The sequence below is a fragment of the Azonexus sp. IMCC34839 genome, from assembly GCF_047047955.1.
Classification (GTDB): Bacteria; Pseudomonadota; Gammaproteobacteria; order Burkholderiales; family Rhodocyclaceae; genus Azonexus.
Map to the genome: position 1 here is coordinate 1,697,530 of NZ_CP150631.1, position 14,629 is coordinate 1,712,158.

The 14,629-nt window shown below is 55.2% G+C and carries 13 protein-coding genes; 3 read left to right on the forward strand and 10 right to left on the reverse strand.

The window, feature by feature from the left end:
• Entirely contained in the window at positions 1-1,164 is a 1,164-nt protein-coding gene (locus WIF35_RS08325) for a pyridoxal phosphate-dependent aminotransferase (protein WP_412481100.1), read from the forward strand.
• Here the strand turns inward: WIF35_RS08325 and ampD are convergent.
• From ampD to WIF35_RS08345, 4 genes are all read right to left on the reverse strand, one after another.
• Complete coding sequence (ampD, locus tag WIF35_RS08330; RefSeq protein WP_412481228.1) at positions 1,141-1,707, reverse strand: 1,6-anhydro-N-acetylmuramyl-L-alanine amidase AmpD; 567 nt, start codon at positions 1,705-1,707, stop codon at positions 1,141-1,143. The genes WIF35_RS08325 and ampD overlap by 24 nt on opposite strands.
• Positions 1,707-3,065: a sigma-54-dependent transcriptional regulator gene (locus WIF35_RS08335; RefSeq protein WP_412481101.1), complete on the reverse strand. Its 1,359-nt coding sequence runs from the start codon at positions 3,063-3,065 to the stop codon at positions 1,707-1,709. Before WIF35_RS08335 ends, ampD begins: the two co-directional genes overlap by 1 nt.
• The gene (locus WIF35_RS08340) at positions 3,056-4,351 is read right to left on the reverse strand and encodes a sensor histidine kinase (protein ID WP_412481102.1); all 1,296 of its coding nucleotides are present in this window, start codon (positions 4,349-4,351) and stop codon (positions 3,056-3,058) included. Before WIF35_RS08340 ends, WIF35_RS08335 begins: the two co-directional genes overlap by 10 nt.
• Before the next feature lie 266 nt (positions 4,352-4,617).
• Positions 4,618-4,851 (reverse strand): PP0621 family protein, encoded by a 234-nt coding sequence (locus WIF35_RS08345; RefSeq protein ID WP_412481103.1) that lies wholly within the window; start codon positions 4,849-4,851, stop codon positions 4,618-4,620.
• 351 nt (positions 4,852-5,202) lie between these two features.
• Here WIF35_RS08345 and WIF35_RS08350 point away from each other — a divergent pair, with 351 nt between their 5' ends.
• On the forward strand, positions 5,203-5,457 hold the full coding sequence (locus WIF35_RS08350) for a helix-turn-helix transcriptional regulator (protein WP_412481104.1): 255 nt from the start codon (positions 5,203-5,205) through the stop codon (positions 5,455-5,457).
• 26 nt (positions 5,458-5,483) lie between these two features.
• Here WIF35_RS08350 and WIF35_RS08355 read toward each other — a convergent pair whose 3' ends face one another.
• Positions 5,484-6,014 (reverse strand): hypothetical protein, encoded by a 531-nt coding sequence (locus WIF35_RS08355; protein ID WP_412481105.1) that lies wholly within the window; start codon positions 6,012-6,014, stop codon positions 5,484-5,486.
• Positions 6,015-6,299: 285 nt separating this feature from the next.
• A complete protein-coding gene (locus tag WIF35_RS08360; RefSeq protein WP_412481106.1) occupies positions 6,300-7,565 on the reverse strand; it encodes a competence protein CoiA family protein in 1,266 nt (421 codons plus the stop codon).
• Between the two features lie 87 nt (positions 7,566-7,652).
• Here WIF35_RS08360 and WIF35_RS08365 point away from each other — a divergent pair, with 87 nt between their 5' ends.
• Positions 7,653-8,759: a hypothetical protein gene (locus WIF35_RS08365; RefSeq protein ID WP_412481107.1), complete on the forward strand. Its 1,107-nt coding sequence runs from the start codon at positions 7,653-7,655 to the stop codon at positions 8,757-8,759.
• Positions 8,760-8,954: 195 nt separating this feature from the next.
• Here WIF35_RS08365 and WIF35_RS08370 read toward each other — a convergent pair whose 3' ends face one another.
• From WIF35_RS08370 to WIF35_RS08385, 4 genes are read right to left on the reverse strand one after another with little or no spacing between them, the layout of a single operon-like run.
• Positions 8,955-9,833, reverse strand: a complete 879-nt coding sequence (locus WIF35_RS08370; protein ID WP_412481108.1) for a hypothetical protein — start codon at positions 9,831-9,833, stop codon at positions 8,955-8,957.
• Entirely contained in the window at positions 9,833-11,926 is a 2,094-nt protein-coding gene (locus WIF35_RS08375; RefSeq protein WP_412481109.1) for a DUF3696 domain-containing protein, read from the reverse strand. Before WIF35_RS08375 ends, WIF35_RS08370 begins: the two co-directional genes overlap by 1 nt.
• A gap of 11 nt (positions 11,927-11,937) precedes the next feature.
• Positions 11,938-13,116 (reverse strand): restriction endonuclease subunit S, encoded by a 1,179-nt coding sequence (locus WIF35_RS08380; protein WP_412481110.1) that lies wholly within the window; start codon positions 13,114-13,116, stop codon positions 11,938-11,940.
• Positions 13,113-14,624 carry an N-6 DNA methylase gene (locus tag WIF35_RS08385; protein WP_412481111.1) on the reverse strand — a complete coding sequence of 504 codons (1,512 nt, stop codon included), beginning with the start codon at positions 14,622-14,624 and terminating at the stop codon, positions 13,113-13,115. Before WIF35_RS08385 ends, WIF35_RS08380 begins: the two co-directional genes overlap by 4 nt.
• Positions 14,625-14,629: the final 5 nt, after the last annotated feature.

Sequence of the window (14,629 nt, forward strand, 5' to 3'; positions counted from 1 at the left end):
ATGACGCTGCACTCCGCCACCCGACTCGACGACATCGCGCCCTTCCACGTCGTCGAACTGCTCACCCGCGCCCGCCAACTCGAAGCCGAGGGCCGGGACATCATCCACATGGAAGTGGGCGAGCCGGATTTCCCGACGCCGCCACAAATCGCCGATGCTGCGGTGCACGCGATAAAAAGCGGAAAAACGCTCTACACCCAGGCGCTCGGTCTGCCTGAGCTGCGTGAGGCGATTGCCTGCTTCTACGGCGAACGGTACGGCGTGGCCGTACCGGCATCGCGCATCGTCGTCACCAACGGCGCTTCCGGTGCGCTCAACCTCGCTTTTGCCTGCCTGGCCGATCCGGGCAGCGAATGGCTGTTGGCCGACCCAGGGTATCCGTGCAATCGCCACATCCTGCGCACCTACGAAGGCGTTCCGCGCGCCATTCCTGTCGGCCCGGAGAGCAATTTCCAGCCGACACCGGCGCAGGTACGGCACGTCTGGAACGTACGCACCTCGGGCCTGCTCGTCGCCTCGCCGGCCAACCCGACCGGCACCCTGCTCTCACTGGATGAAATCTCTGCACTGGCCGACACCTGCCGTAGCCTCGGCGGCCATTTCCTGGTCGACGAGATCTACCACGGACTAACCTACGAAACCGATGCACCCACGGCTTGCGCCGCCGGCGACGACATCTGGGTCATCAACAGTTTCTCGAAATATTTCCAGATGACCGGCTGGCGTCTCGGCTGGATGGTCGTGCCGGAAGCCTTCGTGCGCGATGTCGAAAAGCTGGCGCAGAACCTCGTACTGTGCCCGTCAACACCCGCCCAGTATGCGGCGCTCGCCGCCTTCGAACCCGACACCATCACCTTGCTCGAAGAGCGTCGCGCCGAATTCCGCCGTCGTCGCGACATGCTTGCCCCTGCACTGGAAGCGCTTGGCTTCAAGATCACCGCACGCCCGGAAGGTGCTTTCTACCTGTATTGCGATTGCTCGGCACTATGCACCGACAGCTTCGCATTTGCTCGCGACCTGCTGGAGGAGGCCGGCGTTGCGGCAACCCCCGGACTGGACTTCGGCGCCAACCAGCCGGAGAAACACATCCGCTTTGCCTACACGACCTCGGTCGAACGACTCACCGAAGCCGTTGCCCGCCTAGCCCGTTACCTCGGTCGGTAAATCCAGTTCGCCATAGCGCGCCCTGAGCGCGGCCCAGTCGAAGTGCGGACCGGGGTCGGTCTTCCGCCCCGGCGCGACATGGCAGTGGCCGGCGATCGCGGCGATCGGATAGCGTTGACGCAGGGCGTCGAGCAGAGCCCACAAGGCCTCATATTGGGCCGGCGCATAAGGCTGAAAATCCGAGCCCTCCAGTTCGATACCCACCGAATAGTCGTTGCAGTTTTCCCGGCCACGCCAGATCGACTGTCCGGCGTGCCAGGCGCGGCGGTCGCAGGAAACGAACTGGACAATGCGACCGTCGCGCCGCACGTAAAAATGTGCCGATACCTGCAGCCCGGAAATTGTCGAAAAATAGGGGTGCACCGCAGCATCGAGGCGATTCAGGAAAAAATCCTCGACCCAATCGCCGCCAAACTCGTCCGGCGGCAGGCTGATGTTATGGATGACTACCAGAGACACTTCGGCGCCCGTCGGCCGCTCACCATGGTTTGGCGAGGCGAGCCAACTCACCCCATCCAGCCAGCCGCCCTCGCTCCAGGGCATCATTCGATGCCGAGCCGTTCGAGACGATAGCGCATGGACCGGAAGGTCACACCGAGCAGGCGCGCCGCGGCCGTGCGGTTGCCATCCGTCTTCTGCAAGGCTTCGAGAATCGCCTGACGCTCAAGTCGATTGAGATAGTCGTCCAGCGTCTCGCTACCACGCCCCTCGCCGTCGCCGTCGGCAGCCGAGCACTCCTCCGGTTCGAGGTGCAGATCGTCAGTTTCGACGCTTTCACCCGAGCAGAGGGCCAAGGCGCGCTCGAGGATATTCTCGAGTTCACGCACATTCCCCGGGAAGGGATACTGCTCCAAGGCCCGCATGGCATCCGAGGTCAGCACCGGATGATGCTCTCCGCCCAGACGGCGAAGTATCGCCTCGACCAACGGTGCAATATCCTCCAGACGCTCACGCAGTGGCGGCATGCGTAACTCGATCACGTTCAAGCGATAGTAGAGATCCTGGCGGAAGCTGCCTTTGTCTACGCATTCGCGCAGATTGCGATGGGTAGCGCAAATGATGCGCACGTCCACCGGCTCCTCGGTGACGCTCCCCACCTTGCGCACACGCTTTTCCTGAATGGCGCGCAACAGCTTGACCTGCATGGCCAGCGGCAGGTCGGCGACTTCGTCGAGGAACAAGGTACCACCGTTGGCGGCCTGGAAAAAACCATCGCGATCGCTGTCGGCACCGGTAAAAGCCCCCTTGCGATAGCCGAAGAATTCGCTCTCCATCAGGTTTTCTGGGATAGCGCCACAGTTCACCGGCACAAAGGGGCCGGCACTGCGCGAACTGCGGCTATGGACCAAACGCGCTGCCAACTCCTTGCCGCTCCCCGACTCGCCGGAAATATAGATCGGCGCCTGACTACGGGCGAGTTTCTCGATCATTGCCCGCACCTGCTGCATGCTCGGCGAATCGCCAATCAGCGACTGTAGCGGATCGTTTTCCTGCCCGCCTTCCGGCAAGCGCAGCGCTGATTTGACCAGAGCCCGCAACTGATCGAGACCGACCGGCTTGGCCAGATAGTCGAATGCGCCTGCCTTGAGCGCGGCTACGGCATTTTCGGCACTGCCGTAGGCGGTAATGACGGCCACCGGCGTCTGCGGATAATGCTCGGTGATGTGGCGCACGATCTCCAAGCCTTCGCCATCCGGCAGACGCATGTCGGTCAAGCATAGCTGGAAAGCTCCTTCGCCCAGCGCTGCCAACGCCTCCCCGACCGAACCGACGCACTCCGCCGCCAAGCCCATGCGGGCTAAGGTCAAGTCGATCAGCTCCCGGATATCCGCTTCATCATCGACGACCAGTACGCGATTCATTTCGCCGCGTGGCCGGCGTTCGGTTCTGACTAGTGACACGTATCGTTTCTCCCCGCTACGACGAAATGCGCTCCACTCTCCGAAGCAGCCAACTCCAGACTAGCGCCGTTGGCATGACACAGCTCCCGCGCGATATACAAACCCAGGCCCGTCCCTTGGTGATGCGTTGTGAAAAAGGGCTCGAATATCTGTTCGCGAACGCTTTCGGCAATCCCCGGGCCATCGTCCATGACATGCAATTCTACCCTCCCCTCGGATTGCGCCGCACGGCATTCCAAGCGTACCGCCGAAGGGCCGCGGGAAGAATGTCGGACAGCGTTTCCCAGAAGATTCCACAACACCTGATTCAAATGGGCACGATCGAAACAAAGGCTCAAACCGGCCGGCACGATGAGCGTCACGACATCGTCTGCCAGCCCCTCACCGGCATTGAAATGCTCAACGAAGCCAGCGCAAAACTCATCGAGCGCCACGCGCTCGGGCAGGGCGCGATTTTGGCGGCCCAGCTGCAGGACATCCTGAACGATACGGTCCAGGCGAAGAATATTGTCGTTAAGGATGCGCAGCAGGCGATCCTGCATATCACCCCGGCGCTCTTCGCGCAGCAGTTCCCCGGCATGACTGATCGCGGACAAGGGATTGCGGATTTCGTGCGCGATACTCGCCGTCAAACGCCCCAGCGAAGCGAGTTTCAATTGCTGCGCCTGTTCCTTGACCCGACCGATATCCTCGAGAAACACCAGGATTTCGCCATCACTGCTTGTCGTCGGAACGAAACGGGCCTCCAACTCTCGACCATCCTGCGCTCGTATCGGACACGGGTCCTCGCGCCGGACCGTTTGCCAACTCGCCAAGGCCTCGCCGAAAGCCTCGAATCTCGCTGCCGTTTGCCCAAGGTCACCGAGCATTTCCTGAGCCACCGGATTGCTACGCAATACCGTACCATCGGTAGCGACGATCAAGACACCATCCTGCATGCGCTCGACCACCTGCTGACTGATTCGTATCTGGTTCTCCAGCGCCTCTCCCCGCCGACGAGCCAGATCCTCGTTGATCATCACACGCTGCCCGAGCAAACGAGCCAAGATCGCCGTCGCAAAAAAACCCGCTGAGATCAAACCTGCCTGAACGATCGAGGATTCCTCAAAGATGCCGTTCAGTATCCCAACCGTCTGAACCAACAGCATCGCAACCGTCGCCAGTGCCGCATAAAACAGCACCAAACGGCCGCGCCCAACCAAACTGGCCGCTGCCAGCGAAACCAACAACAGGATACTGACCCCGCTCTTTACACCGCCCGTCAGATAGAGCAGGGCGGCGACCATGGTTACATCGACACAGACCTGCAGGGTCAGCTGGGCATTGAATCGATGCTGCCAATGCAGGGAAAAGAGCAAGCCCGAAACAACCGCCAGCATGTAGGCAGTGTTCAATCCGAATGTGAAAACATTCGGTAGAAGATTCAGGCGGGCGGTCCACTCATGAGGGAATAATACGGCCAACCAGAAAAGGATGGCCAAAACCAGGCGATACAGGTTGAAATACTGAAAGGAGCGCCAATTGGCCTCCCAGGTCGATGACAACCAGTCGGTCATTGCGCCCCGTTGCTTTGTGCCCGTTGCCGGTGCTCTTCGCAACAATAAGCTTTGGTATCACTCCCAGTGACCCCATCACTCTCTGGAAAGTGCACAGAGCAGAACGCGCAAGTGAGCATCTTTTCCTCAGCCTTTGCTGAGGGAGAATTGCGTTCGGAAGAAACGGGCCTACGTTTGGCGATGAGGAACCAAACCATTCCGAGCAGTGCGAACAGCAACAGGTATTTCATCGTCGCCTCAGGAAGTCACCATGGTCGCTGAGCCACAAACAAAAAAAGCTTACGGAAAACCGTAAGCTTAATCGTTTTTGGTCGGAGTGACATGATTCGAACATGCGACCCCTGCGTCCCGAACCCGTTTTGGCCACTTTTTGCCATACGGCACCGAAATAAAAACCACGTAAAATCAGACACCTATTGTGCACCAACGCGCAACAGCATGCAACAAAACGCACGATTTTTTGGAGCATTGGAGCACGATTGGAGCACAGAATCGTCATATAAAATGATATAGGCATCGGCACATATATTTGAAATTTAATGCCATCAGGGTCTCTATACTGATCTTTGGAGAGACCCATAATGGACCGTAACCTAGCCCATAAACTGATTACCAAAGAGGATGCAGCAGCACTACTGTCCGTTTCAAAAAGGACAATTGACGCATTTATTGCAGATGGCACTCTGCCCAAGCCAATTGCGCTCGGAAGACGAGTCTACTGGCACCCCGAGACCTTCCGCGCTTGGGAAGACAGGCTGTTTGGTATCCAACCTAGCCACGCCATCGAACAACCGCCAGCAAGGCGAGGCAGGCCGAGAGCCTCCTTTACCCCCTAAGGACCACGAAATTCGGCAATGCCACCCTATGGGTTGCTGACACCCTCTGCTTTGGGGATTGGAGTATTTTCGTTCGAACGAAAATACTCGATATCACGCCATCCAAGGTCGTAATAAGTCTTCCCTCGATATATTGTCCGCTTCCCCTGCTCTTCAAGCGATAAACGCGTCTCCGCAACTAACGCTGCAGCACGAGGGATGTTGTTGCCTTTAAGTGCTGCTTGCAGTTCGCTAGCACGATCCATGGAGAAAAACACACTATCTACGCCCAGCCGGCTGGCTTCAGCCGCCCGATACTCAAGAGAAGAACACACCAACAAAGCAGACGAAATTGCCCACACCTTTTCCGGATCAATGGGCTCGCCAAATATCGTTCGAACGGTATTCTCTATATCAAGCTCCCGTCGAACCTTAGACTCAGCTTCCCGTTGAGCTTTAGCTCTCCTGGCACCACGTTGTGCCACCTCGAACAGCCCACTCAGCGACTCGAAGAAGTCAGCCACGACACGAAGAAAACTGTGTTCTGCAGCAGGCACCTTGGTCTTGTGATCGAGCATGCTGAGAATTTCGCGCGCGCCCGACGTCCCCCCGCACCTTTCGAAGCATTCGTACGCAGCCGCTTGGCAGTATCCTCACCGCGGTAGAGAAAAGGGCGCAATATCGTTCGTACGAAATTTTGCTGTATCGAAAAAGACGAGCCACACTGGCCACTACCCAAGCAATGGGAGCCTTCAAAATATGGCGTGACCGGGCACGGTAAACTTCCTGACACGCTCCCTATGGTCTTTGGCCGAAATCGAGTGCACTGCGCTGACTAGCTGCCACTAAAACCCTGATGGCATTCATTCCCTGCTCCTATGCAAACGCTCCGAAACGAATGCCAGTGCCTTAGCCTCCGCTTTGGGCCTCAGCAAGAGCGCCTCAAACTCAAAAATAGCCGCACGCTCATCGAAAACCTCTTGCAAAGTCTCATCCTGAAAATGGACAAGAGAGGGCTGTTCCACGACAGCTTCAGGTAGCCTTCTTTCATTTAGGGACGGGGCATCACTCGGTGGCACAGCACAGAACCGCTCAATACAAACCTGCTGCAACTCGACACCTAGTTGTTTGAAAAACGATTCAGTTCCCGAATATCGATAGAACTCCCAACAACGACCACGCCCGTTAAACTGCCCATTGTGTTTTCTTGCGAGCTGCTTTAGCCCATCAAATACATCGTCTGGCGCATAACCATAGGCTTTGAGAGAGACGCGCTGATCATTGCGACCTAGGCGGATTGTGCATCGACCTAGCCCAATCTTGAAATCCTCAATATCCCGAAACCGCTTTCTGGCTTCATCCTTTCGCTTTCCTTCCGCTTCATCTGCCTCAAATCGGGCAATTAGTGCATCTTCCTCGCTTTTATGTGCCGCACGAACCTGCCCCTCTAGGCAATCCAGTACCTCCTGTGCTTCTTTTTCCTTGGCATGTACCAGCCACTCAGAAAAATCAGCGGATTCGAATAACCGGACTGCAAGCGCATCCACAATTTCATCCGGGGGTAGCAGAGTAAGATCCGCTACGGATATTTCCAGAACGGAGTGACCGATCCGTTCAAGCCATTGCTGCTTCTCGAAATCAACTGCATGGGTGTTTCTGACCTCAATAGCCAGAGAGCAACCATCCAGTGTTGCCAATACATCGGGACGGCGATATGCACCATTACTTTCTGCCCCGATTACGCTCTTCTCTTCAACGCAATCTTGAAGGTTCTGGAAACCCTCGGCCTGGACGGTTACCGAAATCGTCTCACTCCAGACTCGACGCTTCCCATGTATCTCACGAGAGCGTTCCAGTCCCGGAACGAACAAGCCCCCCCGCTCAACAATCAACTGCTTGGCCATACGATGGATGGCAGCCTCCGGTGCATGCTGGCATTCCGTCTCTTCATCATGGGCGAAGTGCCAGATCCGGATATCCCCCTGCCGGGACTTCAACCTAGCGCCACAGGAGATACATACGCATTCACACCCCCTTCCGTTTGCAACTTCTCTCGCCGTCATCATCCGTTGAGTAGGAACATGCCATCCAAATGGAATACCATGTTTAGGTTTTGCATCTGCCTTCATTTGCTCGATCTCCTTGGAAAACCGGAACCAAACTAGGCCGTGCCAAACCTGCGCAATAGTCAGATCAAGTCATTTGAGGATTAGTTAATGCTGGATGAAGTTGTTTTAGATCAGTCGGTTAACCAAGCCACGGAAGATATAAGCCTGGATGACTACCGGAGGCTTTGTGCGATCCTGATTGGGGCAATCCCACTCGATAGAAAGCAGTCCTGGGCAGGAAAAGTTATCACCTATCTGGCCTCTCAGACGATGCAATCCCTCGACGAGGGAAATGGTGTGCCACGGATTTCGACCAAGGCTATCTATCTCGACCTTGGCGGCAACCCGAAGCAGCAACCATCCGGCTGGCTCAGTCCGATCTGGAATGAGATAGAGGAACGCCACTATCCCGAAATCGAGCCCACATTGATCGAAGAGTGTCGCCGTGCAGGTCTCACCATCTACCCGAGACTCGAAAAGGATCACGGCAAACCGGCGTACTACCGCATTGAGATAACGCCAGCTCCGGCCTCCAGCAACGAACAAACAGGCGTTGAAGAAGAGCTACCCAAGCAGTCGATTCGATACAAACGTGACCTGTCACTCAAGCTCTCCTGGCCCGGAAAGCTTTTCTTCAGCACAGGACTTCGCTGGACACCATTCAAGCGGTACAGCTATGTCACGTGGCAGCTAGTGTTTCTGCTCGCTTTTACCCTCTTCGACTTATTACTATGGGTGCTCCTCTGGTACAGCAAGCCCCCCCTGTCAGGCCAGGAACTAGTGGTGATCTCAATGGCGATTGGGATGCCCATCGGTGCCTACTGGCATTTTCGGGATATCTTCAGGCTGTTTGAAGACCGGATTTTGATTGCACCGGACTGGATGCTGGCCATCAAAGAGTTTGGCGCGACGGTAGAAATCAATCGATCCAGGAACCCCGATGAAGACAGTACGATTCTCGTACAGCGCTACACATCGATCTGCCCGGTCTGTGGGTGGATGATTAAACTTGATCGAGGTGAACCGGACTTTCCTCGACGAATCGTCGGGCGTTGTGAAGAACACCCACGGGAGCACGTGTTTTCATTTGACCGGATGACCAAACGGGGGGAGCCATTGAATCGCGGGGTAATTGCTCCTAATCACATTGAACAATCCACACCTACAGAAGTAAGCGAGAGCGCATTGCCCCCCCCAGAGCGCGGGCCCGCTTGATCAAACCCCATCAGTCCCTCGAAACAATCGAAATCAGATAAAAATCGCGCCCTTCGATGTAACAGCAAAGGCTGAGGTGCCGCCTTTTGACGCTGACATGAGACGGGATATCGGCCATAGAAGTCATACAGTTTTTGGCCCGAGTCAGTCTGAAATGCTTGATTAACCGGCCGTTCACACTGATGCAGTGCCAAATTATAAATAAATCCGAAAAGCTGCATGACCAGAGTGGGTTGCCCATTCCGTCGAAAATGTATCTGCACTCAGCAACGAGACTAAGTCTGTGGGAGTGGAGTTGCCATCTTCATTATCATCCAAACCAGTGTGGTAAGAGGCGCCTCCCACATTAGTGAGGATGAAACGATTGTGCATTGCGGCCAATGGATGCAGGAATACCTGAACTGAGACGCCTGCAGGTCGAATATTGGGGATCGTCGAGTCAAAGTAACTCTGCATGTTGGCAGGTAAAGTGCCATCGTCAGAACGGTGGATTTCCAATGTGACGCCTGCCTGGCCGTTGTTCTTCAATCGAGCCAAGACAAGACCGAGCATTCGCCGCCAGCGCGCTCTGGTTGGATTGAAATGGGGATCAATCAGCTTTACGGTCTTAGCTCGATCCAATAGTAAGCCCACGCAATCGACTATCTCGTTTGACGTACGATTGATATGCCGTTGGCCAAACGCCTGAAACCGTGGATCGGCACCATCCAAATCTACGGAGATCATTACATCAGGATGTGCTGTTGGGTTATCAAGGGCAATGATTCCAGAAAACGGTAGGCTAGCGTGCTCGGCAAGGGCTCTGCTTTGCCAAGGTTGAGCTCCGTCACCACCAGGGCGTCGGGACTCAAGCAATACATCGTCTTTAATCTCCTTGAGCCTAATTTCGATCCGGCTGAGCTCTCGCGTGCCGCGCAAGTTGGCCTGCGCGGCTTGATAGACCATTTTCTTCCAGTCTTTCGGAAAGCGTGAAATTACCCGCCCCTGCGCCACCCCAAACTTCTCGATGAAGTAGCTAAAGTCGCGAAATGAAGTCGCCAGTACATCCGGCTCAAGCGCGAATTCCTTGATCATCAGAACAGTTCCTCTGCGCGCTCGTCGAAGAACCCTTTGGGCCAGCGGGTCGTAAACTCGCCGGTGTCGTCGATCGGAAGCGGGACCAGCTCAACGCCAGATTCTGTCGATTGAACATAAATCACGGCAACGTCTGCCGGCACGATGCCGATAGCACCTGGCGGCACTTCATTCTCTGTGTTTTCGCGAATTCGTCTCAGCAAGCGCAAGATCAGATGTTCGCTGTGCGTCTCAACAAGGAAATTGATTCCATGCTCCTTGGCACCTTTAACGAAAAGGTCACCCAGCCCCACCTGCACCGCCGGGTGGATATGTAATTCAGGCTGTTCAATAGCCACCAAAGCTGCGGATGGTTCCAGCGCCGCAACCACAACCGGTAATACCTGAGAAATACCGATGCCGACATCGCGGGGTTGGAAGGGGTTACCACTGTCAGGATCCAGCAGCTCAATACGCTGTTTTTCCGCTGCCGCCTCAACCTGTCGCAATAATTGGGGCTCGGGCCTGACTGACGCATCGGGGTCAGCAGCGCGCATCAGCCAGTTGAGCGTTCCAACATCGATTTCCTTGAATTTACGACGAGCAACTTCGTAACCCGTTGCCAACTTATCTTCGTCGGCCATCCATCGGCTGACCTCATCAACCAGCGATTCATTGCCGTTGAGCAGGGCCTCCCAGGCGGCTGTACCGTCGGCCCAGCGGGCTTCGTCAGGAGTTAGTGCTGCCTCGAAGTCACGCTTGGGCACATTGCGAATCGGACCAAGGTAGCGCAGTTTGCGTAGCTGGTCCCGAATCAACACACCGGGGCCAACGATCACCGTGGTCAGGAAGGCTGTCAGCTCTCGTGCCAAGTAGACAGCTGTGGCACCCTTGGCATCTCCGGATGGAACGTACAGTAACGGAGCGAGTGCCGGCAGAGCTCCGTCAACATTGTTCAACCACTGACGAAATCCTTGGCCAGGGCGTTCGACGTCGGCATCGGACAGAGTGCCGGTGATTTGCGGCCAGATCGAATAGGCCTCGTCATCTTCGTCGTCAGATTCAGTGACGCTGTCGTTCGGTGCAGGCGTATCTGCAAGGCCATCTAAATCTGCAAGTAACTGCTTTGCGCTGTCGATTTCCTCCTGATTGCGGTAGCGAGTAAAGACGGGATTTCTCGGATTGATCTGAATTGAGGAATCCTTACCGTCTGCCTGGCTCTCAATCTTGGCCAACATGGCACCGTTGACTCCCACCTCGTAGCCTCGAACGATAGCCGCCTGTCGAATCGAGCTCCAGCCAATCTTCAGCTCGACACTAACGGATTCGGTGCGATTTCGGGTTTCCTGCAGCAACTCGTAGAGATCCCACACCTCGGCATCGACGTTCTGCCAATCGTCAAAGGCTTCCGGAACCAATTCGGGCAGGTCAGCCCGGTTCAGTTGAAGCTCAAGCTTGATGGCAATTGTCTTGCCTTCGTCATGCTGGTGGACCAGGTTGTGGAAACCGCCCAGATCGACGAAATCGCCACCGTAGAGCGTACGATCTGGGTTGGCATTTCGACGCTCCAGTACCTCGCGAACGTATTGCAGGGCTTGGAGAATGGTGCTCTTGCCAGCACTGTTGGCGCCGAAGAGTAGCGTGATCGGTGCGAGGTCAATGCGCACACGCTTGCCAACGCCCTTAAAGTTTTCCAGCTCGATGGCTGTGAGTCGAGACGGCAGTTCTGTGCCTTCGCGTTCGCCGCCAGCCGGGGTGTCAAAGATTTGAAGAAAGCGAGCTAACGCCTCCAGTGAATTGACTTCCAGTGCTCGGCCATACGGGACTTCGCTCTCGCCCCTATTCTTCCGCTTCGGAAATTCGCGCATATTGCTGCCATGGCGGAATTGATCGGGTTTGGGGCAGATGATGCCAGGCAATGCAAGGTAAGGCTCAAGTTTCAGTGCTGGATGGATCACGACCTGAACTGACGACGAAAAGTCGCGTTCCTTGTACATGTAAAGGAACTGCCCAGTTGTCGGAGCTTGGTATTCGTCGAGCTTTACTGTGTCACGTGTGCGCGTGTAGCGCTGCGCGGAGAAAACTTCCCTGATCGATTTAATGGTCATTGTCATGGAAGTTACTCTTATAGTTGCCCACTAAATGCTCGTTGCGCAAGGGTACCGAATAGCTGATTTGATTCCACATCTGCAGCCTGGAGCTTGGTGCGAAGGCCTTCGGCATTACGGACAAATGCGGAAAAGTGCTCCTGTTGAGAAAGTGGAGGCACCTTAATCATTAAACCGCGCACAAGGCCCATGTTCCAGCCCTCCATAATCGCACCCTTACCCTCGCGTGTCGCCTGGGCACGAACGACCGGATCCCAAAGTAGGCTGGCCCATAGGTATTCGGGGAGTAGCCGCTGACGATCGAGTGTGATTGTGCAAAGGTGCTTGGTGCTAATACATTCAGGCAAGTTTTCAGGGGCGATACAAACACGCCCGGTGGTACCCATGATCGTAACCATTACGTCTCCCGGGAATACCCGATACCGACGCAATTCCTTGTACTTTTCGTGTGAAACATAGCGACGCTCTGCCCATCGAAAGCGGTTCGTGACCACGTTGTCGATGCCGAGTACAGGAATACCTTTTTCGGTGAACTCAGAATGCAGAAGCTGACTTCCGAATGGACCTGTTCGGATTGCGTTGGAAGTTGCAGGAAGCAATTCTTGAACGGAAACGCGCTCGCCTAATGAGTTGCCTAGTAGTTGAAGAAAGCTGGATCGGACTGACTCATTGGCAAGCGCCAGGGATTCGCGACGCTTTTTATGAATGGCATCGGCCTTGTCGAGTATAGCGGCGATGCGGCGCTGTACATCGATTGGAAGTAATGGGATATTTTGGTCGCGTATGTACCCAGCTGATAAATTCTTCTGCGTTACTCCACTGGCTTCAGATTCAAACCGTGGCCGCTGTGATTGCAGCCACCGAAACAAGTAGCCTCGATCCAGAATCTCAGTGTCCTCAACCTCAATACCTAAAATGGCCTGATTGGTGGACATTTCGCAACCGGCCCAAGCTATTTTTCCAACAGAACCGTACATGGCGAACAGCAGGGTTCCAGCAGGAAAAAGACGCCCACGAATTGCATTTAATCCTTTTGGCGTAATGCCCTCTGCCGTCTTGTTTACAACCCCGGATTGGACATTGAGGTCGTCAATCTTGGCCCACGGAATTTCTCCTCCGTAATAATCTGGCACCTCACGTGATGGAGTTCCGCCGCTACGGATTTGGCATAGGTCACCTAAGCGAACTCGATTCAAAGCATTTTCTCCAGTGCATTGATATCGGCCTGAATCTCGGTTTCCAGCTTCTTCATTCTTTTGAGAATCTCATTCGGTGGATCGAACTTCATTGCCTCTAGCACTGCTTCCTTGTAACGGTTAACAGACAGGTCGTATTTGTTCGCACGAATATCAGACACCGGAACGGTGAATGCCTTGGCTGCCCGATCCGAAAAGTCGGCACTGGCGAGACGGCGCTGCTGGAACTTTTCCAGCACATCCGGCAAATCGTCGTCAGAAATTTCCTGCTGCTTGTCATCGAGCGAACGGCCAACAGCTTGCACGTCGTAGAACATGACATCGTTGGTCTGCCCGCCCTTGGTGAATATCAGAATGGCGGTGGAGACGCCCGCGTAGGGTTTGAACACTCCGGAGGGCAATGAAATAACTGCCTCAAGCTGATTCTCGTCGATCAGATGCTGACGCAACGCGACGTGCGCCTTGCTGGAGCCAAACAATACGCCATCCGGGACGATGGTGGCCGAGCGGCCGCCGTTCTTGAGCATGCGCAGGATAAGTGCAACAAACAGCAATTCGGTCTTCTTGGTCTTGACCTTCTTCAGCAGGGAAGGATGGACATCCTCTTCGTCCAGGCTGCCCTTGAATGGCGGATTGGCCAGGATGACATCAAAGCCCGCCTCTGCCTGCTGACGGAATTTTTCCGGGAAATTCTTGGAAAGTGTGTCCTGATAATGGATGTCCGGATTCTCGACACCATGCAGCATTAGGTTCATGGCAGCGATGCGTAGCATGGTCACGTCAAAGTCGAAGCCGTGGAAAAGGTCGTTCTGGATATGCTCGCGGTAGGGTTCCAGCAGGTCACCGGGATAGCCCTTGCTGCCATCCTCAAATGTTTCTACCAGTTCCGGCGAGGAATACTTTCGGCGCAGATATTCCATGGTGCCGACCAAGAAGCCTGCCGTGCCACATGCCGGGTCACCCACAACTTCAGAGGGGTTGGGATCGAGGATTTCGACCATGAGCTTGATGATGTGGCGTGGAGTACGGAACTGGCCGTTGATGCCCGCAGTGCTGAGCTTGCTCAGCATATATTCGTAGAGATCGCCCTTGATGTCGCTATTGCCTAGCGGCAGCAAGCCAATCTGGATGACTGCTGAGTTGATCAAGCTTGCCTTTGGGATCAGGCAGGTGGCGTCCTTCATGTACTCGCCGAAGGTCGTATTGTTCCCACCGAGATCGCGCAGATGGGGAAAGACTTGATCGCGCACATGGCGAAGCATTTCCTCACCACCGTATTCGCTCCAGTATTTCCAGCGCAGTTTTTGCTGGTCTGGGCCGAAGTTTTTGTGCGGGGATTTTCCCGTACGTCCGGCAAGCTTCTCGTAACGAGTTTCCTCGATGTCGAGCAAGCGAGCGAACATCAGAAAAGAAATCTGTTCGATGACAGTGAGCGGATTGGTAATGCCGCCAGTGTGAAATTCAAGCCAGAGCTTATCGATGTCGTTCTTGAGTTGGTTGGTAATCACAGCAG

Coding starts and splice junctions, on each gene's coding strand:
- WIF35_RS08325 (WP_412481100.1), top strand. CDS start 1: ATGACGCTGCACTCCGCCACCCGACTCGACGACATCGCGCCCTTCCAC.
- ampD (WP_412481228.1), bottom strand. CDS start 1,707: ATGCCCTGGAGCGAGGGCGGCTGGCTGGATGGGGTGAGTTGGCTCGCC.
- WIF35_RS08340 (WP_412481102.1), bottom strand. CDS start 4,351: ATGGTCGCCGCCCTGCTCTATCTGACGGGCGGTGTAAAGAGCGGGGTC.
- WIF35_RS08345 (WP_412481103.1), bottom strand. CDS start 4,851: ATGAAATACCTGTTGCTGTTCGCACTGCTCGGAATGGTTTGGTTCCTC.
- WIF35_RS08350 (WP_412481104.1), top strand. CDS start 5,203: ATGGACCGTAACCTAGCCCATAAACTGATTACCAAAGAGGATGCAGCA.
- WIF35_RS08355 (WP_412481105.1), bottom strand. CDS start 6,014: ATGCTCGATCACAAGACCAAGGTGCCTGCTGCAGAACACAGTTTTCTT.
- WIF35_RS08360 (WP_412481106.1), bottom strand. CDS start 7,565: ATGAAGGCAGATGCAAAACCTAAACATGGTATTCCATTTGGATGGCAT.
- WIF35_RS08365 (WP_412481107.1), top strand. CDS start 7,653: ATGCTGGATGAAGTTGTTTTAGATCAGTCGGTTAACCAAGCCACGGAA.
- WIF35_RS08370 (WP_412481108.1), bottom strand. CDS start 9,833: ATGATCAAGGAATTCGCGCTTGAGCCGGATGTACTGGCGACTTCATTT.
- WIF35_RS08375 (WP_412481109.1), bottom strand. CDS start 11,926: ATGACAATGACCATTAAATCGATCAGGGAAGTTTTCTCCGCGCAGCGC.